Genomic DNA, 19,912 nt, shown 5'->3' on the forward strand with positions numbered 1-19,912 from the left:
CCGCGTCGTACGGCTGCGGGGGCGCCGGGTCAGGCGCTGCGGTCGAGCTCGTCAGCGAGCGCGCGCAGCAGCTTCGCCGTCGGCGCGGCGGTGCGCGCGTCGGGGTGGCGGCCGTGGCGGTAGGTCTCGCCGACCCGGTCGAGCAGCGTGATGAGGTCCTCGACGATCGTCGTCATCTCGTCGGGCTTCTTGCGGGCGGCACGGGCGACGTTGCGGGACACCGAGGCCGGGGCGTCGAGCAGCCGGACCTGCAGCGCCTGGTCGCCACGGCGACCCTGCGCGATGCCGAACTCCACGCGGGTGCCGGCCTTGAGGGTGGTGACACCGGCCGGCAGCGCCTCGGCCCGGACGTGGACGTCCTGCCCGGCGTCGGTCGACAGGAACCCGAAGCCCTTCGCCGCGTCGTACCACTTCACCTTGCCGGTCGGCACCGTCGTCCACCCCTCTCGAGTTCACCCGGGACTGCCCGGGACGCACAGCAGCCGGGCACACCAGCCCGGCCGCACCCCCGAGCCTATCCGGTGAGGCCGAGGACGTGCTCGTCCAGCCAGGCGGGGAACGCCCGGAGGTCGGGCAGGACCACGTCGGTGCCGGCGGCCCGCAGCTCGGCCTCGTCGCACCCGCCGGTCAGCACGGAGACGCTGGTGACGCCCGCCGCGTGGGCGCCCTCGACGTCGTGGACGTGGTCGCCGACGTACACCTGCGCCCCGTGCTCGCGCAGCGCCCGGCCCTTGAGCACGCCCCAGACCCAGCCCTCGAGGTGGTCGACGTCGAGACCGAGGTGGTCGACGTGGCGCTGGGCGTTGGGGGCGTACTTGCCGGTGACGAGGAGGTTCCGGCCGCCGTGGCGGCGCACGGCGGCGAGCGCCTCGTGCGCGCCGGGCAGCACGGGGACGCTCGTGACCGCCAGGTCGGGGTAGAGCGCGCGGAAGCGGTCGCCGGCCTCGGCGAGCCGGTCGGCGGGCAGGTAGGGGCCGAGGATCGCGTCGAGGGGCGGCCCGAGCCGCTCGGTGAGCTCGGCGATCGGGAGCTCGACGCCCAGCTCGGCCCCGAGGGCCTCCAGGGTCGCGGCGAAGCCGGGCACGGTGTCGATGAGGGTCATGTCGAGGTCGAAACCGACGACGAGAGGGGCAGCCACGCCGCCAGCCTAGGGACGCTCCCGCGGCGCCGGGGACGGGGTAGCGTGCTCTGTCCCCTTCACCGGCCCCTCGGGAGTGACCATGTCGACGTCGACCGCCGCCCCTCCGTCCCGCTCGTCCCGACCATCACCCGCGAGCATCGCCGTCTGGGTGCTCGTCGCCGTCGTCGGCGCCGCCTGCTGGACGGTGCTCGCCCTCAGCCGCGACGAGGAGGTCTCCGCGCTCTGGATCCTGTTCGCCGCACTGGCCTCCTACGCCATCGCCTACCGGTTCTACGCCCGGTTCATCGGGCGCAAGGTCCTGAAGCTCGACGACCGCCGGGCCACGCCCGCGGAGCGGCTCGAGAACGGTGCCGACTTCGAGGTCACCGACCGTCGCGTGCTCTTCGGCCACCACTTCGCCGCGATCGCCGGCGCCGGTCCGCTGGTCGGTCCCGTGCTGGCCGCGCAGATGGGCTACCTGCCCGGCACCATCTGGATCATCGTCGGCGTCATCTTCGCCGGCGCCGTGCAGGACATGGTCGTGCTGTTCTTCTCGATGCGGCGCGACGGCAAGAGCCTCGGCCAGATGATCCGCGAGGAGATCGGCGTCGTGGGCGGCACCGCGGCGCTCATCGCCGTCTTCGCCATCATGATCATCATCCTGGCGGTCCTGTCGCTGGTCGTGGTCAACGCGCTCGCCGAGTCGCCGTGGGGTGTCTTCTCCATCGGCCTGACCATCCCGATCGCGCTCTTCATGGGGTTCTACCTGCGCTACCTGCGGCCCGGGCGGGTGCTCGAGACGACGGCCATCGGCGTCGTGCTGCTGCTGCTCGCGATCATCGGCGGCGGGTACGTCGAGAGCTGGGGCCTCGGCGAGGCGCTGACGCTCGACAAGGAGACGCTGACGCTGCTGCTCGTCGGCTACGGCTTCGTCGCCTCCATCCTCCCGGTGTGGATGCTGCTGACGCCGCGCGACTACCTGTCGACCTTCATGAAGGTCGGCGTGATCGTGCTGCTCGCCGTCGGCCTCGTGCTGGCGAACCCGGTGCTGTCGACCGACGCGGTGACGCCGTTCGCGTCGTCCGGCGAGGGCCCGGTGTTCGCGGGCAAGCTCTTCCCGTTCCTCTTCATCACCATCGCGTGCGGTGCCCTCTCCGGGTTCCACGCGCTGATCTCGTCGGGCACGACGCCGAAGCTCGTCGCCAAGGAGCGGCAGGTCAAGATGATCGGCTACGGCGGCATGCTCATGGAGTCGTTCGTGGCGATCTCCGCCCTCATCGCGGCCTGCGTCATCGACCCGGGCCTCTACTTCGCGATGAACTCCCCCGTCGGCGCGACCGGCGGTGACGCCGCGTCGGCCTCGGAGTTCGTGGCGACGCTCGGCTTCTCGATCACGCCCGACGCGCTCAACGCGGCGGCGGCCTCCGTCGAGGAGGAGCTGATCTCGCGCACGGGTGGCGCGCCGACGCTCGCCTTCGGCATCTCGCAGATCTTCGACACCGCGTTCGGCGGCGGCCTGGCGGCCTTCTGGTACCACTTCGCGATCATGTTCGAGGCCCTCTTCATCCTCACCGCCGTCGACGCCGGCACGCGCGTGGGCCGCTTCATGCTGCAGGACACGATCGGCAACGTCTGGCCCAAGTTCGGCGACACGTCGTGGAAGCCCGCCGCCTGGGGCGCCTCGGCCGCCGTCGTGGCCTGCTGGGGCTACATGCTGTACGTCGGCGTCACCGACCCGCTCGGCGGCATCAACCAGCTGTTCCCGCTGTTCGGCATCGCCAACCAGCTCCTCGCGGCCATCGCGCTCACCCTGTGCGTGACCCTCTTCCTCAAGCACGGCTGGCTCAAGTGGGTCTGGGTGCCCGGCATCCCGCTGGCCTGGGACCTCGTGGTGACGATGACCGCGTCGTACCAGAAGGTGTTCTCGGACAACCCGGCGATCGGGTACTTCGCACAGGCCGACGCGACCCGCACCGCCCGTGACGCCGGGGAGCTCCGGGGCGCGGCGACGAACGCCGACCAGATGGACGTCATCATCCGGAACTCGACGACGAACGGTGTGCTGCAGGCGACCTTCGCGCTGCTGGTCATCGTCATCGTGGCGAACGCGATCCTCATCTGGGTGAAGGCGGTGCGCGCGGGCTCGCTGCCGACCACCGAGGTGCCGGCCGTGCCGTCGGAGATCGTCGCGCCCGCCGACTTCGTGGCGACGAAGGAGGAGAAGGCGGAGCTCGCCGCGTGGGAGGCCGAGCGCTCGACCGTGGGGACGCGGTCGTGAGCGCGCTGCGCCGCGCGGTGGCGGGGGTGCGCTGGTACCTCCGGGAGTTCAGCGGCGAGTCCCGCTGGGACGCGTACGTCGCGGGCTGCGCCGCCGACGGCACCGCGCCGATGTCGCGGCGCGAGTTCGAGCGGCACCGCGACCACCTGCGCGAGCACTCCGCGCAGGGGCGGTGCTGCTGACCTCTCCTGCTCGATCCGGGTCGTGGCCCCAGCGCACCGTTTTCCGTGGCGCTGGGGCCACGACCGTCTCAGGCGGCCTGGGCGGTGAGCGCCCCGACGCCGACGGTGGCGACGAGCACCGGGAGCGCGAAGCCGCGCGGCGCGAGGCGGGTGTCCCAGGGCTCCTCGGCGCCGTCCAGCTGGCGGAGGATCTGCGTGGACCGCAGGTCGGTCCAGCGCGTCCAGTGCCGGTCGAACGCCAGCGGGTGCACCACGCGTCCACGGGCCTGCTGCCCGGCGATGGCCTCGTCGCGGGTGGCGTCGACGAGGAGCAGGGTGGGGCGCCAGCCGCGCCGTACGGCCGCCCGGAGGAGCAGGCGGCGGCGGGTGCGACGGATCGCGGTCTCGTGGACGAGCAGCACCCGGGCCGCGCGGCCCGGCCAGTGCCGGAGGAGGCGCGGACCCGTGAGCACCGCCGCCCAGACGAGGACTGTGTGGACGGTGTGGATCGCCCAGCGGTAGGCCCGCGGCGGCACCGCCGGCCAGCGCCGCGCGACCGGTGCGCGGAGGTGATCGGGATCGAGCGCGGCGACGCCCGGGGCCTGCGCGACGCTCGCGATGACGGTCGACTTGCCGGCGCCCGGGACGCCGCCGACGACGACGAGGTCGCTGTGGGGGGTGGTCCCCGTCGTGGGGTCGTGCGGGGCGGGGAACGGCGTCATCGGGGCTCCTCGGTCGGCGGGGGCGGGTGCCCTCGACGGTGCCGGGTGATCCTTCAGGCTCGCTGAGACAGGCGTCGGGGGGTGCTGTGAAGGTGGCGCGAGGGCGGGTCCGGAAAAGGGGGCACGGACGACAGTCGCCGGGGCTGATGCGGCGTCGTCCGTGACCCCTTCTCCACGACCCCGGTGTTCACCTGGACCAGAGGTAGACCGTGTGCGCCTCGAGATCGAAGAGGTCGTCGGGCAACGTCATCCCGGTCCATCGCAGGAGCATGGCCACGGCGGTGCCTTCCCAGGAGGGACCGACGTCAGGGTTGGTCCACGGTCCCTCTTCTGGCGGCTCCGGCAACGCGCGGAACGGGGCCAGCAGGTCGTCGAGCTCCGCGGCCTCCGGTGGCGTGGGCTCGCCGTAGCGCACCTCCTCCGACGGGACGATCGTGCGCCCTCCCTCGGCTGCCCCGAACCTGACCACCGCGTTGACGTTCCAGAAGGCCGATGCCACGCGCGCGCCACCCGACTCCTCACTGAGACGCGCCAGGAGCTCGTCCTGGTCGCCCGTGAAACCGTTCTCCTCGACGACGAGGATCTGGTGCCCGACCTGGATGAACCAGACATAGCCGTGCAAGGAACGGCCGGACGGGTCGTACGGGGGGCCGTCAGGGGTGACCTCGACCGGCGCGTCGATGTCGATCCTCCAGTGCGCCGCCAGGGCTGGAAGACCCATCGACGCGGGTACGACCGTCAAGCACGCCGCGTCGCACTGGGTCGTGAGCTCACCGAGACGTTCGACCTCATCCGTCCCTCGTGTCCGCACGGCACCTCCTGCTGATCGTCTGGCAGGCATCATGCCGCGCGGAAGGGGGGCGACCGGCCTACCGCTGGAGTCCTGTGGAACGGATGCACTCCCGGCAGGCTGACGACTGCGTCTGTTCCGCAGAACTTCTCGAGGATGAGACCACGCCTTGCGCCCCGAGCCCGCGGATCTCACCAAGGGGCACGGACGACATCGCCGGGGCCGGATCCGCTGTCGTTCGTGACCCCTTCTCGAGCAGGCCGGATCAGCTCCACCACGCGGGCCCGGCGACGGTGCGCCACGGCCGGTGGCCCGTGCGTGCCGCCTCCGCCCGCTCGACATCAGCACGGTCGGCGTTGGTCGTGGACCACCCCCCGATCGTCACCGTCCGCGACCACCCGTGGCCGGACTCGTGCACCAGCACGCCCGCCACCGTCGACCCGATCCGCAGGTCGACGGCGTCGAGCAGCTCCTCCGAGCCGTCGTCGCACGCATCGCACCCGCAGGGCGGCACCATCGCGACCTCGACGGCAGGCTCCCCGACGCCGATCTGCACGTGGTCACCCGGCACGTCGGTCGAGCCCACGTCCAGGAGGAGCGGCACCGCGCCGTCGACGACCGGCCGCAACCGCGTCAGGTCCTCCGGTCCGTTCGTGAGCCGCCAGCCCCAGGGCGCCACCGCTGTCTCCCGGACCGCGAGCCCTGCCTCCACGAGCACCCGGCACCAGGCCTCGACCCGGGCGCCGACGATGCGGTAGCGCTCCGGACGCGTGACCCGGCTGTAGGTGTCTTCCGGAGGGCCGCCGTCCCACGGCGGCGGCCACGTCGCAGCGCGCGGATCGGCGGCGTACACCGCGTCGACGGCAGCGACGAGCCGGGCGAGCCGCTCCGCGTCGTCGCTCACCGCTCCTCCTCCGTCCTCAGCCCGCCGGCGCCCGCAGCAGGTAGGCGTCCATGATCCACCCCGCCTCGGCCTTCGCCGCCTCCCGCGCCGCCAGCACCTCGTCGAGCACGTCGCCGACACGCCCCGCGACCAGCCGCTCGCTGGGCGCGGACAGGTTGGCCGCCCACCAGATCGTCCAGTCCTCGAGCCCGTCCAGCTCCAGCGAGGCGTTGAGCATGACGAGCACGTTGTCGGCGCCGGCGTCGACCGCCTCGCGCAGCCGGCGGCCCGTGGTGACCGTGATCGGCTGCCCCACCTCGTGGAGCACGATCCGGTGCGCAGCCGCGAGCAGCTGCAGGCTCGAGATGCCCGGCACGACGACCACCTCGGCCACCACGGCCCCCCGCGCCAGCACCGCGTCGACGATCCGCAGCGTCGAGTCGTAGAACGCCGGGTCCCCCCACACCAGCAGCGCGACGTCGCCGGGGCGCTCGAGCAGCACACGCTCGTAGGCCGACGTCCGCGCCGCGTGCCAGTCCGCCACCGCACCCCGGTACGCCGCGGCGTCACCCACGACCCGCGCCGACCGGTCGCGCTCGGGGTCGGCGACCTCGACCACCTCCAGACCGGGGGCGACCTCGGCGAGGAGGGCACGCCGTACGGCGAGGAGCGGGTCGTCACCGGACCCGCGGTCCTTGCGGGGCGCGAGCCCGTAGGCCGCCCCGCGCAGCGCCGCGACGGCCTGGCCGGTCAGCTGGGCGGGGTCGCCGCAGCCGAGGCCGACGACGTGGAGGCGGCGCGGGCTCACGGCTGGCTCACCGGTCCTCGATCTCGCCCTCGACCTCGAGGTAGACCTGCTGCATCGCCGCGACGACCTCGGGGTCCGGCTCGGCCCACATGCCCCGGTCGGCCGCCTCGGAGAGCCGCTCGACCATGCCGCGCAGCGCCCACGGGTTCGACTGGCGGAGGAAGGCCTGCACGTCCTCGTCGAGCACGTAGGCGCGGGCGAGCGACTCGTACATGTCGTCGCGCACCACGCCGGCCGTCGCGTCGAAGCCGAACAGGTAGTCGACCGTCGCCGCGAGCTCGAAGGCGCCCTTGTAGCCGTGGCGCTGCATCGCGGAGATCCAGCGCGGGTTGACGACGCGGGCCCGGAAGACGCGGGCCGTCTCCTCCGCGAGCGAGCGGGTGCGGACGGCGTCGGGCGAGGTCGAGTCGCCGACGTAGGCCCGCGGTGCCGTGCCGGTCAGCGCACGGACGGTGGCGACCATGCCGCCGTGGTACTCGAAGTAGTCGCCCGAGTCCGCGATGTCGTGCTCGCGGGTGTCGAGGTTCTTCGCCGCGACCGCGATGCGCTTGTAGTTCTCCTGCATGTCCTCGGTCGCCGCGACGCCGCCGAGGTCGCGGCCGTAGGCGAAGCCGCCCCACGCCGTGTAGACCTCCGCCAGGTCGTCGTCGGTGCGCCAGTTGCCCGACTCGATGGCCTGCAGCACCCCGGCGCCGTACGCCCCGGGCGCCGAGCCGAAGATGCGGGTCGTGGCCCGCCGCTCGTCGCCGTGGCGCGCGAGGTCGGCCTGGGCGTGGGCCCGCACGAAGTTGAGCTCGGCGGGCTCGTCGAGCTCGGCGACCATGCGCACCGCGTCGTCGAGCATCTCCACGACGTGCGGGAACGCGTCGCGGAAGAAGCCGGAGATGCGCAGCGTGACGTCGATGCGCGGCCGGCCCAGCTCGTCGAGCGGCACGGGCTCGAGGCCGTTCACGCGACGCGACATCTCGTCCCACGTCGGGCGCACGCCGAGGAGGGCGAGCACCTCGGCCACGTCGTCGCCGCTCGTGCGCATCGCCGAGGTGCCCCACGCGGAGAGGCCGACGGAGGCCGGCCACTCCCCCGTGTCCTCGCGGTGGCGGGCCAGCAGCGACTCCGCCATCGCGGCGCCGGTCTGGTAGGCCAGCCGGGACGGTACGGCGCGGGGGTCGACCGTGTAGAAGTTGCGGCCGGTCGGCAGCACGTTGACGAGGCCGCGCAGCGGCGAGCCCGACGGGCCCGCGTGCACGTAGCCGCCGCCGAGGGCGTGCAGCACGGCCGTCAGCTCGTCCGTCGTGCGCGCCAGGCGCGGCACGACCTCGGTCGCGGCGAACGTCAGCACCTGGGCGACCGCGGGGTCGGCGTCGCCCTCGAGCGCACCGACGACCTCCGGCACGGCGGCCGGGTCCCAGTCCCGCTCCTCCAGGCCGAGCACGAGGGCCCGGGCGCGCGTCTCGACGGCGTCCACCTCCGCGGTGCTCGGCTCCTTGCCGGCACCCGTCGGGAGGCCGAGGGCCGCCCGCAGACCCGGTACGGCGCCCGCCTGGCCGCCCCACACCTGGGTGGCCCGCAGGATCGCCAGCACGAGGTTCACCCGCGCCTCGCCCTCGGGGGCACCACCGAGCACGTGGAGGCCGTCGCGGATCTGGGCGTCCTTGACCTCGCAGAGCCAGCCGTCGACGTGGAGCAGGAAGTCGTCGAAGTCGTCGTCCTCGGGACGCTCGTCGAGCCCGAGGTCGCGGTGCATCTGGGCGGCTTGCATGAGGGTCCAGATCTCGCCCCGGATCGCGGGCAGCTTGCCCGGGTCCATCGCGGCGATGTTGCCGTACTCGTCAAGCAGCTGCTCGAGCCGCGCGATGTCGCCGTACGCCTCGGCCCGGGCCATCGGCGGCACGAGGTGGTCGACGATCGTCGCGTGGGCACGGCGCTTCGCCTGCGCGCCCTCGCCCGGGTCGTTGACGAGGAACGGGTAGATCAGCGGCAGGTCGCCCGCCACCGCGTCGGTCGCGCAGTCGGCGGACAGCGCGGCGTTCTTGCCGGGCAGCCACTCCATCGAGCCGTGCTTGCCGAGGTGGACGACCGCGTGCGCCCCGAAGCCGCCGTCGGCCTGGGGGGCCGCGATCCAGCGGTACGCCGCCAGGTAGTGGTGGCTCGGCGCCATCTCCGGGTCGTGGTAGATCGCCACCGGGTTCTCCCCGAACCCGCGGGGCGGCTGGATCATCAGCACGACGTTGCCGGCGCGCAGGGTGGCGAGCACGACGTGGCCGTCGTCGTTCACGAAGAGCTTGCCGGGCGCCGGGCCCCACGCCTGCTCGATCTCCTCGCGGAGCGTCGGGGTCAGGTCGGCGGTCCACGCGGCGTACTGCTCCGGCGTGATCCGCACGTGCGCGTCCGTCAGGTCCGCGTTGGTCAGCCACTCCTCGTCCTGGCCGCCGGCCGCGATGAGGGCGTGGATGAGCGCGTCGCCCGCCGCCGTCTCGTCGGGCAGGTCGAGCAGGCGGGTGATCTCGCCGTCCGCGGGACCCAGGTCGTAGCCCTCGGCGCGGAGCGCGCGCAGCAGCCGGATGGCCGACACCGGGGTGTCGAGGCCGACGGCGTTGCCGATGCGGGAGTGCTTGGTCGGGTACGCCGAGAGCATGAGCACCAACCGCTTCTCGGCGGCCTCGGTGCGGCCGAGACGCGCGTGGGCGGTCGCGATGCCGGCGACACGGCGGCAGCGCTCGGCGTCCGCGACGTACCGCGGCAGCCCGTCCTCGTCGACCTCCTTGAACGAGAACGGCGCCGTGATGATGCGGCCGTCGAACTCCGGGATCGCGATCTGCGTGGCGGAGTCGAGCGGGGTCACGCCGTCGTCGGACGCCTCCCACTCGGCGCGGCTGCTCGTGAGCGCGAGCGCCTGGAGCACCGGGATGTCGAGCGCGGCGATCCGCTCGACGTCCCACGACTCGTCGGCCCCGCCCGCGCTCGCGCCGGCCGGCGTGGAGCCGCCCGCCGCGAGGACGGTGACGATGAGGGCGTCGAGGGAGCCGAGCGCGTCGTAGAGCGCGTCGGGGGCCGTGCGCAGCGACGAGGAGAAGACCGGCAGGCCGACCCCGCCCGCCGCGTCGACCGCGTCGGCGAGGTCGTGCACGAAGGCGGTGTTCCCCGAGGCGTGGTGGGCGCGGTAGTAGAGGATCCCGACCCGCGGACCGTCCGGCGTGGGGGTCGCGTGCGGGCGCTCCGCCCAGCCCCAGGCGGGCAGCACGACCGGCGGCTCGAAGCCCTCACCCGTGAGGAGCACGGTGTCGGAGAGGAACGCGTGGAGCTGCGCGAGGTTCTCGGGGCCGCCCTCGGCGAGGTAGCGGTGGGCCTCGGCCGCCACGCCCACGGGCACCGTCGAGCGCTCCATCAGCGCGGCGTTGGGCACCTGCTCGCCGCCCAGCACGACGGTCGGCACCCCGGTGCCGACGACGCGGCGGAAGCCGCTGCAGAGGTCGTCGGGCCCGCCGAGGATGCGGGCCACGACGAGGTCGGCGGCGGCCAGCTCGGCGCCCATGCCCTCGTGGGCGGGGCGCGAGGGGTTGGCGACGACGAAGTCGACGCCGCTGGCGCGGGCCGAGAGCAGGTCGGTGTCGGACGTGGAGACGAGCGCGATACGCGGCACGGCGGAGCTCCTCCTCGGGGTTCTCGCCCCGTCGGATCGGACCGCCGTCGGTCAGTGTCTGGCTGGACGCCGCACGTCGCGACGTCGTTCACAGTGGCGGAACCGCCCCGGAGTCGCACCGGGTTCCTGGGTCCGTCGGCGGAAGGTCGGGGGCAGCCTAGGCCACCGTGCCGGAAGGCTCGCCGCCCGATAGGGTCACGACCCGTGGTGACCCTCGCCGACCTGCAGGTCAAGACCCTCGGTGCGCCGAGGTTCGACTCCCCGCTCGCCTCGTACGTCGAGGGCCGGGCGACGAACCAGTACTACGTGGCCGAGAGCGACCGGATCCTCATGGACGACACGGTCGAGCTCGTGCAGGGCCGCGACGTGCCGTGGGAGGAGATCGCGACCTTCGAGGCCGGCGGTCCCCGCGCCCGGCTGTTCTTCCCGCCGCGCACGACCCGTGCCGCGATCGTCACCTGCGGCGGTCTCTGCCCCGGGCTCAACAACGTCATCCGGGCGGTCGTGCGGGCGCTCGACGACCACTACGGCGTGCCCGAGGTGCTCGGCTTCCGCAACGGCTACGCGGGCCTCGACCCCGAGTCCGGCCTCGAGCCGGTCGTGTTCACCCGCGAGTCCGTCGCCGACATCCACGAGCGCGGCGGCACCGTCCTCGGCTCCTCGCGCGGCGCCCGCGACCCCGGTGTCATGGTGGACACCCTCGTGCGCCACGACATCGACATCCTCTTCGTGGTCGGCGGCGACGGCTCCATGCGCGGCGCCCACGTCATCCACGAGGAGATCGAGCGCCGCGGGCTCGAGATCGCGGTGGTGGGCGTGCCGAAGACCATCGACAACGACATCCCGCACATCGGCCAGAGCTTCGGCTTCCAGACCGCGTTCGCCAAGGCGGCCGAGTCGATCACCGCCGCGAAGGTCGAGGCGCAGGCGGCGGTCAACGGCGTCAGCATCGTCAAGACGATGGGGCGCCACGCCGGCTTCATCGCCTGCTACTCGGCTCTCGCCGCCCAGACGGCCAGCTTCGTGCTCATCCCCGAGGTGCCGTTCGCGATGGACGGCCCCAACGGCCTGCTCGCGCACCTGCGGCGCCGCGTGGCGGACCGCGGGTACGCCGTCATCGTGGTCGCGGAGGGCGCCGCCCAGGAGCTGCTGGCCGAGGCGGCCGGCGGCGCGACCGACGCCTCGGGCAACGCCGTGCTCGTCGACCCGGCGCGCTACGTGCTCGAGCGCATCCGCGCCGACTACGCGGAGCGCGACGAGGTGGTCACCCTGCGCTACTTCGACCCCGGCTACACGATCCGCTCCGTGCCGGCCGACCCCGCCGACGCCGTCTACTGCGCGCGGCTGGCCCAGACCGCCGTGCACGCCGCCATGTCGGGACGCACCGACATGGTCGTCGGACGCCGCCGCCACCGCTTCGTGAACGTGCCGATCCCGGCCGTCACGAAGCGCGCCCACAACGTCTCCCCCGACGGCGACCTGTGGCTCAGCGTGCTGGAGTCGACGGCCCAGCCGCTGTCGATGACCTGACCCGCGGCAGCCGCAGGCGGTCCACCGGACGGTCGGCGAGCAGGTGCTCCGCGACCAGCTCCGGTACGTCGTCGGGCTGGACCGCGCCGTACCAGACGTCGTCGGGCTGGACCGTCACCAGCGGCGCCTGGTTGCAGGGGAACTGGCACGCCGTGCCCGTGACGAGGACCGTGTCGTCCCCGATGCCCTCGCGCTTGAGGTGGCCCGACAGCACCTCGGCGAGCCGGTCGGCGCCGCGCGCGCTGCAGCGCGGTCCCCGGCAGACGAGCACGTGGTGGCGGTGGGTGGGCACGTCCTCCCAGGCGTCGGAGGTCAGGCCCGCCTCGTTGCCGTGGATCGGGCGGGTGACGTCGAGCGGACCGCGCTCGAGGTCGGACTCGTCCCGCACCAGCGTCGTCGCGACCGCCACCTCCGGGCGGTGCTCGCCGGCCTCGCCCCGCTCGCGCCACCAGTGGGCGGCGACGCGGCGCAGCCAGGAGTTCGCCGGCGCCAGCGTGCCGAGGCTCGCACCGAGCAGCACGACCCGGGTGGCGCCGGCGTCCGCCAGCCGGGTCAGCGCGGCCGACAGCGACGGGTCGCCCACCTGGAGGTGCGCCACCTCCGCTCCCAGCGCGGCGGCGATCGCCCCCATCCGGTCCGGTGCGGCGGCCTCGCGGGCCGACATGCCGACGAGCAGGACCGGGTCGGTCGTCGGTCCGGCCTGAGGTGCGGTCATCGTGGGCTCTCCTGGGGGTCGACGACGAGGTGCCAGCGTCCCGTGACCGGGTGCTGGAGCCGCACGGCGGCCACGCCGAAGACGTCGGCGAGCAGGGCGGGAGTGAGGACGTCCGCGGCCGGAGCCGGCGCCGACACGGTGCCGGCGTCCACGACGGCCACGTCGTCGAAGTAGCGACCGGCGAGGTCGAGGTCGTGGATCGCGGCCACCACCGTGACCCCCAGGTCGCGCACCGCGGCGAGCAGCTCGTGCTGGTGGCGCAGGTCGAGGTGGTTGGTCGGCTCGTCGAGGAGGAGCACGTCCGCCTCCTGGGCCAGGGCGCGCGCGACGAGCACCCGGCGCAGCTCGCCACCCGACAGGTGGTCGACGGCCCGCCCGGCGAGGTGACCGAGCCCGAGGCGCTCGAGCGCCGCGTCCGCGTGCCCGTCCCCGTCGTCGGAGCGCCACGGCGAGCGGTGCGGCAACCGGCGGAGCGCGACGAGCTCGCGCACCTGCAGGTCCGCCGGGGGCAGCTCGTGCTGGGCGACGACGGCCAGCCGCCGGGCACGCTCCCGGGCGGGTACGGCGCGCAGCGGTCGCCCGTCGAGCTCGACGACCCCCGCGTGCGGCACGTCCAGCCCGGCGAGCACGCGCAGCAGCGTCGACTTGCCCGCACCGTTGGGGCCCACGAGCGCGAGGCTGCCGCCGCGGCGTACCGGCAGGTGGACGTCGGTCAGGACGGGGCGTCGTCCCCGCCCGCACGCGATGCCGCGGGCCGCCAGGACGGGGGCGTTCACGACTCGCCCCCGAACCGGTAGCGACGACGCCCGAGCAGGAGCAGGAAGACGGGCGCCCCCACGATGCCGGTCACCACGCCCAGCGGGATCTCCTGCGGGGGCGCCAGCACGCGCGCGGCCACGTCGACCCAGACGAGGAACAGGGCCCCGAGCACGGCGGCGACCGGCAGCACCCTCCCGTGCAGGGGGCCGACGAGCATGCGGGCGAGGTGCGGCACCACGAGCCCCACGAAGCCGATCCCCCCGGCGACCGCGACCGTCACCCCGACCAGGAGGGCCTGCAGGACGAAGAGCACCACGCGGAGCCGGCGTACCGGCACCCCGAGCGCACGGGCGACGTCCGCCCCGGCGAGCAACCCGTCGAGCCAGCCGCGCACGGCCACGAGGACGACGACGGCCAGGACGAGCGCGACCGCCGGGAGCAGCAGCTGGTCCCACGCCGCCCGCGCCAGCGAGCCGAGCAGCCAGAACAGCACGCCCTGCGCGACCTGCGGCTCGTCGCTGCGGAACACCAGGTAGCTCGCCGTCGCGGAGAACGCGGACGCCAGCACCGTGCCGGTCAGCACGAGCCGGAGCGGGGTCAGCCCGCCCTGGGCGAGCGTGACCCCGAAGACCACGACGGCGGCGAGCACCGCGCCGGTCATCGCGCCCGCGGTGAGCGCCCACGTGCCCAGCACGCTGAGGACGCCGAGGGTGAGCACGGCGGTCGCCCCGACGCTCGCCCCGGCGGAGACACCCAGGAGGTAGGGGTCGGCCAGCGGGTTGCGCACGAGGGTCTGCACCACCGTCCCGGCCACCGCCAGGGCGGCGCCGACGAGGGCGGCGAGCACCACCCGGGGCGCCCGGATGTTCCAGACGATCGTGTCCGCCGACGACGCGAGCGGCGCGCCGCCGAGCCGGGCCCGCCACACGTCCACCACCACGCCGAGGTCGAGGGTCGTCGTGCCCCACACCGTCGCGACCGGCAGGCTGACGAGCAGCGCCGCACCGGCGACGACCAGGAGCGGCCCGGTGGGGACACGGCGGGCGACCTCGGTCGCCGCGCCCGTCACGGGAGGGCGTCGAGGTCGATCGTGCCCGTGATCCCGGAGTCGGGGAGCAGGCCGAGCCGCTCGAGGCCGGCCCGCAGCTGCTCCGCCGCCTCGACGTTGCCGTAGCCGCTCGTGAAGAGCGCCAGCGGAAGCACGATGATGCGGTCCTCCGCGACCGCGGCGGAACCGGCGAGCGCCGCCTGGTCCCGGATCGTCGCGATCTTCTGCTCGACCTCGTCGGCCGCGTCGCTGCGGTAGTCCATGACCACGATGACGTCGGGCTGGCGCTCGGCGACCGCCTCCCACGAGGCACGGAACCACGTCGTGTCCTCGTCGTCGAAGACGTTGGTCGCGCCGGCTGCCTCGATGATCCCCTGGGGCGGGCCGTTGCGACCCGACGTGTAGAGGTCCGTCTCGCCGGAGTCGAAGAGCAGGACGCTCGGCGGGGCGTCGCCGCGCGGGGCGTCGGCCAGGGCGGCGAGGCGCTCGTCGAGCTCCGCACGGGCCGCGGCGGCCTCGTCCTCGTTGCCGGTGAGCGCGCCGTAGTTCTCGAGGTCCGCGCGCACGGCGTCCCAGGGATCCATCGTGCCGAGGGCCGAGGAGGCGCCCGCCGCGGGGTCCTGCCGACAGGAGTCGGAGATGACGTAGGTCGGGATGCCGCGCTCCGCGGCGTCCTCGCGGGTGACACCGGACGAGCCCGAGAAGAGGCCCGAGTAGGACCCGACGAGCAGGTCGGGCTCCGCGCCCACGACCGCCTCCATCGAGATCGGGCTGACCAGCCGCGGCACGTCGCCGACCTCGACGTCGAAGAGGGCGTCCATGAGCGCGTCGTTGCCGGCGCTGAGCGACATCGCCGCTATCCGGTCGATCGCTCCGACGCGGAGGAGGGTCCCGACGTTGGCGGAGTTGCTCGTCGCCACGATCCGCTCGACGGGCGCGTCGTAGGACGCCTCCTCGCCGCAGTTCTCCAGGGTCACCGAGCCGGACGCGTCCTCGGCCTCCGAGGCCGCGCACCCGGTGAGGACGAGCGGGGCGGCGACGAGGGTCGCGACGAGCGCCGGCAGGGCGCGGGTGGGCAGGGTGCGGGTGGGCAGGGTGCGGGCAGGGGTGGGCATGGCCATCCTTCGTGTCGTGGCTCGGTCGCGGAGCCAGGAGGACAGGTGACGCGACGGCCCGCTCGGAACGCGGACGCCGCGGCCAGCAGGTCTTCGGACTCGGGCTCGTCCGGACGGGACGCCTTCCCAGGCCGGGGCCCAGTGGCGCGTGTCCCGCCCGTCACCCTCACCGCTGCGCGTCAGTCCCGGATTCGCACCGGGTTCCCTGGCTCTGCGTGAGCACGACTGGCGCTCCGGAACCTAGCAGCACGCGGCCGTCGTGGGTCGTGTGGCGTACGTCGCACGACGGCCAGCGGCTAGCCTCGCCCGCCGTGACGCCCTCGGACCCCACCCCCGCACCGGCGCCGGTCTCGCCCCACGCCTTCACCGCCGACGAGCGTGCGGCGGTCTACCGCGTCATCGGCGAGCGGCGCGACATGCGCCGGTTCCTGCCCGGGGCGACGGTGCCCGCCGAGGTGCTCGCCCGCCTCCTGGCCGCCGCGCACGCCGGGCCGAGCGTCGGTCTCATGCAGCCGTGGCGCTTCGTGCGCATCACCTCGCCGGAGCTGCGGAGCGGCATCCACGCCCTCGTGGACGAGGAGCGCCGCGCCACCGCCGCGGCCCTGGACGAGCGCGCGGCGGAGTTCCTGCGGCTCAAGGTCGAGGGGATCCGGGAGTGCGCGGAGCTGCTCGTCGTGGCGCTGCGCGAGGGCCGCGAGCCGCACGTGTTCGGCCGGCGCACCATGCCCCACATGGACCTCGCGTCGGTCTCCTGCGCGATCCAGAACCTGTGGCTCGCCGCCCGCGCCGAGGGTCTCGGCATGGGGTGGGTCTCGCTGTTCGAGCCCGATGCCCTGGCGGAGCTGGTCGGCATGCCCGCCGGGGCCGAGCCGGTGGCGGTGCTGTGCCTCGGTCCGGTGCCCGCGTTCCCCGACCGGCCGGCCCTCGAGCTCGACGGGTGGACCATCGCGCGACCGCTCGCCGACTTCGTCACCGAGGACGGTTGGTAAGGTCACCGCCGCCAGTCGACCCCCGCGAGGGGGCAGGGAACCCGGTGGGAGTCCGGGACTGACGCGCAGCGGTGTGGGCGACGGGCGGGGCACGCAGCCACTGGAGGGTCCTCCGGGAAGGCGCTCCGCTCGGACGACCCCGAGTCCGAAGACCTGCTGGCACCGGGCGGCAGCCGCCACCCGGTCGAGGACGACGGGCTTCGCGCACGGGCCCGCTGACCAGCGAGGACCCGCATGACCACGCGCACCCGCACCGACCTGTGTCCCGGCGTCTCCCGTCCCTGGCCCGCCGAGGACGGTGGGCTCGTGCGCCTGCGCCTCGTGGGCGGGGCCGTGACCGTCGGGCAGCTGCGCGCACTGGCGGCGGTCTCCGCGACGTACGGCGACGGGGACCTCCACCTGACCCGCCGCGCCAACGTGCAGGTGCGGGCGCTGCCCCTGGTCGGCGACGTGCTGCCCGCCGACGTGGTCAGCGCGCTCGCAGCGACCGGGCTGCTGCCCTCGCCCAGCCACGAGCTGGTCCGCAACGTCCTGGTCTCGCCCCTCACCGGGCTCGTCGGTGGACGCGCCGACCTCCGCGGGGTGGCGGCCGACCTCGACGCCGCCGTCCGCGCCGACGCCGACCTCGCCGACCTCTCGGCGCGCTTCCTCTTCGTGCTCGACGACGGCCGGGGGGACGTGCTGGCCCGCGGCGCCGACGTCGGCCTCGTGGCCCTCGGGGGCGACACCGTCCAGCTGCGCTGGGGCACGACGTGGGGCCCGGTGGTCCCGGTCGGCGACGCGGTGCCCGCGATGGTCCGGGTGGCCCACGCGTTCCGCGCCGCGCGCGCCGCGCTCGACCTCGGCACCGAGGCGCCGTGGCACGTCGACGAGCTGCCCGCGGCCCTCGTCGTGCCGGGGCTCCCGGCATCCCCGCCCGACCCGCGGCTCCCGGCGGCGACGGAACCGCCGGCGTACGGCGAGCTCGACACCCCCGCCGGTCTCCACCGGCACGTCGAGGTGCCCGACGGGCGCCTCGAGCCGGGGACCCTCGCGATCCTGCTCGACGGCCTGGCCGACGACGCCCGCGTCGTGGTGACGCCGTGGCGCTCGCTGCTCCTGCCCGGTGCGGGTGCGCCCGTCGTGCCGGACGCGGACGAGCCGGAGGAGCCGGTGCGGCCCACGCGTCGCTATCCCTACGAGGGCGACGGACAGGCGATCTACGTCGACTCGTTCGCCACGATCCGCGCCGAGGCCGACCTCTCCCACGTGCCGTCCGACGCCGAGCGCGTCGTCGTGCGCATGGTGCACGGCACGGGCCAGACCGACCTCGCCCCGATGGTCGTGGTCTCCCCCGACCTCGTCGGTGCCGCCCGCCGCGCCCTCGCCGCCGGCGCGCCGATCGTCGCGGACGCCCACATGGTCGCCTCCGGCGTCACCCGCCGCCGTCTGCCGGCGGACAACGAGGTGCTGTGCGCGCTGCACGACCCGCGGGTGCCGGGCCTGGCCCGGGCGTGGGGCACGACCCGGTCCGCCGCGGCGCTGTCCGTGCTCGCCGACCGCATCCCCGGTTCGGTCGTCGCGATCGGCAACGCACCGACGGCGCTGTTCCACCTGCTCGAGATGCTGGCCGACGGCTGCGCTCCCCCGGCCGCGATCGTCGGCTGCCCCGTCGGCTTCATCGGCGCGGCGGAGTCGAAGGAGGCGCTGGCGGAGTACGCCGCGGCCCACGGCATCCCGTTCCTCACCGTCCACGGCCGTCGCGGTGGCTCCGCCATGACCGCGTCGGCCCTCAACGCGATCGCCCAGGAGGCGGAGTGAGCACCCCGGCCCCCACCTCCGGTCGCTTCTACGGCGTCGGCGTCGGTCCCGGCGACCCCGAGCTCGTGACCCTCAAGGCCGCCCGGCTCATCGGCGCGGCCGACGTCGTCGCCTTCCACGCGGGCCGCGGCAAGCAGTCCAACGCGCGGCGCATCGCCGCGGGGCTGATCCCGCCGACCGCCGTCGAGGAGGAGCTCGTCTACCCGGTCACGACGGGCGGCACCGACCACCCGGGCGGGTACGCCGGGGCGATGGCCGACTTCTACCTGGAGTCAGCGGCGCGCCTGGCCGCCCACCTCGAGGCCGGTCGCGACGTCGTGCTGCTGGCCGAGGGCGACCCGATGTTCTACGGGTCGTACATGTACATGCACGACGCCCTGTCGGAGCGCTTCGAGACCGAGGTCGTCGCCGGCGTGCCGGCCTTCGCCGCCGCCACGGCCACGATCGCCTCGCCCCTGGTGCGGCAGACCGACGTGCTGACGATCCTCCCGGGCACGCTGCCCGAGACGGAGCTCGCGCGGCGCCTCGCCGACACCGACGGGGCGATCATCATGAAGCTCGGTCGGCGGTTCCCGACCGTGCGGCGGGCACTGGCGACGGCGGGGCGGCTGGAGCACGCGGTCTACGTCGAGCGGGCCTCCATGGACACCGAGCGCCACCTCCGGGTCGCGGACGTCGACCCCGACAGCGTGCCGTACTTCTCGCTCATCGTCGTCGCGGGCGACTCCCTGCAGGGGGTCGGACGCCGGACGGGCGAGGCGGCGACGGCCTCGCCGTCGGCAGAGGCGGTCCCGGTGGACGCGCCCGCCGAGGTCGTCGTCGTCGGCCTCGGCCCCGGCCCCGCGCACTGGCTGACGCCCGAGGCCTCCGCCGTGCTCGCCGAAGTGGACCACGTGGTCGGGTACGCGCCGTACGTCAAGCGGGTCCCCCACCGCGAGGGCCTCACCCGGCACGCGAGCGGCAACACCGTCGAGGTCGATCGCGGCCGCCTCGCGCTGGACCTGGCGCGCCGCGGCGAGCGCGTCGCCGTCGTCTCGGGCGGGGACGCCGGGGTCTTCGGCATGGCGACCGCCGTGCTCGAGGCGCAGGTCGCGGCGGCGGCCGAGGACGCGACGTACGCCGCGGTGCCCGTCCGCGTCGTCCCGGGGGTCTCGGCGGTGCAGGCCGTGGCGGCCCGCGCGGGGGCGCCGATCGGCGGCGACTTCGCCGTCGTCAGCCTGTCGGACCGGCTGAAGCCGTGGGAGGTGCTCGAGCGGCGGCTGCGCGCGGTCGCGGAGGCGGACCTGGTGCTCGGTATCTACAACCCGCGCTCGGCGAGCCGTCCCGACCAGCTGGGCGACGCGCTCAAGGTGCTGCTCGAGGTGCGCGACCCCGCCACGGTCGTGGTCGTCGGCCGCGACGTCGGCCGCGACGAGGAGGAGCTGCGCGTGACGACGCTCGGCGAGCTCGACCCGACGACCGTCGACATGAAGTGCCTGCTCATCGTCGGGGCGACGTCGACCCGGGTCGACCACGGCCGCGTCTGGACGCCGCGGACGGTGGGCTGAGCCGGTC

At 74.6% G+C, this 19,912-nt stretch carries 17 protein-coding genes and 3 riboswitches; of the genes, 6 read left to right on the forward strand and 11 right to left on the reverse strand.

What is annotated here, in order from left to right; translation table 11 throughout:
- Positions 1–29 precede the first annotated feature (29 nt).
- Both QE405_RS10015 and QE405_RS10020 read right to left on the reverse strand, forming a co-directional pair.
- Positions 30–431 (reverse strand): cold-shock protein, encoded by a 402-nt coding sequence (locus QE405_RS10015; protein WP_307200261.1) that lies wholly within the window; start codon positions 429–431, stop codon positions 30–32.
- A gap of 83 nt (positions 432–514) precedes the next feature.
- Entirely contained in the window at positions 515–1,138 is a 624-nt protein-coding gene (locus QE405_RS10020; RefSeq protein ID WP_307200262.1) for an HAD family hydrolase, read from the reverse strand.
- Positions 1,139–1,220: 82 nt separating this feature from the next.
- Between QE405_RS10020 and QE405_RS10025 the strand changes: the two genes are divergently transcribed.
- Positions 1,221–3,398, forward strand: coding sequence for a carbon starvation CstA family protein (locus tag QE405_RS10025; RefSeq protein ID WP_307200264.1), 2,178 nt, complete (start codon positions 1,221–1,223; stop codon positions 3,396–3,398).
- On the forward strand, positions 3,395–3,580 hold the full coding sequence (locus tag QE405_RS10030; RefSeq protein ID WP_307200266.1) for a YbdD/YjiX family protein: 186 nt from the start codon (positions 3,395–3,397) through the stop codon (positions 3,578–3,580). The genes QE405_RS10025 and QE405_RS10030 overlap by 4 nt, the downstream gene beginning before the upstream one ends.
- A gap of 68 nt (positions 3,581–3,648) precedes the next feature.
- On the opposite strand, the gene QE405_RS10035 is transcribed toward QE405_RS10030, so the two are convergent.
- The 5 genes from QE405_RS10035 to cobN all read right to left on the reverse strand — a co-directional run bounded on the left by QE405_RS10035 (position 3,649) and on the right by cobN (position 10,402).
- A complete protein-coding gene (locus tag QE405_RS10035; protein ID WP_307200268.1) occupies positions 3,649–4,281 on the reverse strand; it encodes an AAA family ATPase in 633 nt (210 codons plus the stop codon).
- A 187-nt stretch (positions 4,282–4,468) separates the two neighbouring features.
- On the reverse strand, positions 4,469–5,002 hold the full coding sequence (locus tag QE405_RS10040) for a DUF6461 domain-containing protein (protein WP_307200270.1): 534 nt from the start codon (positions 5,000–5,002) through the stop codon (positions 4,469–4,471).
- A 334-nt stretch (positions 5,003–5,336) separates the two neighbouring features.
- Positions 5,337–5,975, reverse strand: a complete 639-nt coding sequence (locus QE405_RS10045; RefSeq protein ID WP_307200272.1) for a DUF6226 family protein — start codon at positions 5,973–5,975, stop codon at positions 5,337–5,339.
- A gap of 16 nt (positions 5,976–5,991) precedes the next feature.
- The gene (gene cobF / locus QE405_RS10050; RefSeq protein ID WP_307200273.1) at positions 5,992–6,762 is read right to left on the reverse strand and encodes a precorrin-6A synthase (deacetylating); all 771 of its coding nucleotides are present in this window, start codon (positions 6,760–6,762) and stop codon (positions 5,992–5,994) included.
- A 7-nt stretch (positions 6,763–6,769) separates the two neighbouring features.
- The gene (cobN, locus tag QE405_RS10055) at positions 6,770–10,402 is read right to left on the reverse strand and encodes a cobaltochelatase subunit CobN (protein WP_307200275.1); all 3,633 of its coding nucleotides are present in this window, start codon (positions 10,400–10,402) and stop codon (positions 6,770–6,772) included.
- 32 nt (positions 10,403–10,434) lie between these two features.
- Positions 10,435–10,554: riboswitch (cobalamin riboswitch) on the reverse strand.
- Positions 10,555–10,606: 52 nt separating this feature from the next.
- Between cobN and QE405_RS10060 the strand changes: the two genes are divergently transcribed.
- Positions 10,607–11,932: an ATP-dependent 6-phosphofructokinase gene (locus QE405_RS10060; RefSeq protein ID WP_307200277.1), complete on the forward strand. Its 1,326-nt coding sequence runs from the start codon at positions 10,607–10,609 to the stop codon at positions 11,930–11,932.
- On the opposite strand, the gene QE405_RS10065 is transcribed toward QE405_RS10060, so the two are convergent.
- The 4 genes from QE405_RS10065 to QE405_RS10080 are packed head-to-tail and all read right to left on the reverse strand — an operon-like array spanning position 11,889 to position 15,569.
- On the reverse strand, positions 11,889–12,647 hold the full coding sequence (locus tag QE405_RS10065) for a (2Fe-2S) ferredoxin domain-containing protein (protein WP_307200279.1): 759 nt from the start codon (positions 12,645–12,647) through the stop codon (positions 11,889–11,891). The two genes, QE405_RS10060 and QE405_RS10065, sit on opposite strands and share 44 nt — an antisense overlap.
- Positions 12,644–13,423: an ABC transporter ATP-binding protein gene (locus QE405_RS10070; protein ID WP_307200282.1), complete on the reverse strand. Its 780-nt coding sequence runs from the start codon at positions 13,421–13,423 to the stop codon at positions 12,644–12,646. Before QE405_RS10070 ends, QE405_RS10065 begins: the two co-directional genes overlap by 4 nt.
- Positions 13,420–14,475 carry a FecCD family ABC transporter permease gene (locus tag QE405_RS10075; RefSeq protein ID WP_307200284.1) on the reverse strand — a complete coding sequence of 352 codons (1,056 nt, stop codon included), beginning with the start codon at positions 14,473–14,475 and terminating at the stop codon, positions 13,420–13,422. The genes QE405_RS10070 and QE405_RS10075 overlap by 4 nt, the downstream gene beginning before the upstream one ends.
- Complete coding sequence (locus QE405_RS10080) at positions 14,472–15,569, reverse strand: ABC transporter substrate-binding protein (RefSeq protein WP_307200287.1); 1,098 nt, start codon at positions 15,567–15,569, stop codon at positions 14,472–14,474. The genes QE405_RS10075 and QE405_RS10080 overlap by 4 nt, the downstream gene beginning before the upstream one ends.
- An 81-nt stretch (positions 15,570–15,650) precedes the next feature.
- Positions 15,651–15,799, reverse strand: a riboswitch (cobalamin riboswitch).
- Between the two features lie 81 nt (positions 15,800–15,880).
- Between QE405_RS10080 and bluB the strand changes: the two genes are divergently transcribed.
- From bluB to QE405_RS10100, 3 genes are all read left to right on the forward strand, one after another.
- Positions 15,881–16,558 (forward strand): 5,6-dimethylbenzimidazole synthase, encoded by a 678-nt coding sequence (gene bluB / locus QE405_RS10085; protein ID WP_307200289.1) that lies wholly within the window; start codon positions 15,881–15,883, stop codon positions 16,556–16,558.
- A riboswitch (cobalamin riboswitch) is annotated at positions 16,554–16,733 on the forward strand. Its footprint overlaps the gene before it by 5 nt.
- 59 nt (positions 16,734–16,792) lie before the next feature.
- Complete coding sequence (locus QE405_RS21065; protein ID WP_309630604.1) at positions 16,793–18,358, forward strand: precorrin-8X methylmutase; 1,566 nt, start codon at positions 16,793–16,795, stop codon at positions 18,356–18,358.
- Entirely contained in the window at positions 18,355–19,905 is a 1,551-nt protein-coding gene (locus QE405_RS10100) for a precorrin-2 C(20)-methyltransferase (RefSeq protein ID WP_307200291.1), read from the forward strand. The genes QE405_RS21065 and QE405_RS10100 overlap by 4 nt, the downstream gene beginning before the upstream one ends.
- Positions 19,906–19,912 lie beyond the last annotated feature (7 nt).

It is taken from the genome of Nocardioides zeae, assembly GCF_030818655.1.
In the GTDB taxonomy this organism is placed as follows: Bacteria; Actinomycetota; Actinomycetes; order Propionibacteriales; family Nocardioidaceae; genus Nocardioides; species Nocardioides zeae_A.

Coding starts and splice junctions, on each gene's coding strand:
- QE405_RS10040 (WP_307200270.1), bottom strand. CDS start 5,002: ATGGGTCTTCCAGCCCTGGCGGCGCACTGGAGGATCGACATCGACGCG.
- QE405_RS10065 (WP_307200279.1), bottom strand. CDS start 12,647: ATGACCGCACCTCAGGCCGGACCGACGACCGACCCGGTCCTGCTCGTC.
- QE405_RS10035 (WP_307200268.1), bottom strand. CDS start 4,281: ATGACGCCGTTCCCCGCCCCGCACGACCCCACGACGGGGACCACCCCC.
- QE405_RS21065 (WP_309630604.1), top strand. CDS start 16,793: ATGACCACGCGCACCCGCACCGACCTGTGTCCCGGCGTCTCCCGTCCC.
- QE405_RS10025 (WP_307200264.1), top strand. CDS start 1,221: ATGTCGACGTCGACCGCCGCCCCTCCGTCCCGCTCGTCCCGACCATCA.
- QE405_RS10080 (WP_307200287.1), bottom strand. CDS start 15,569: ATGCCCACCCCTGCCCGCACCCTGCCCACCCGCACCCTGCCCACCCGC.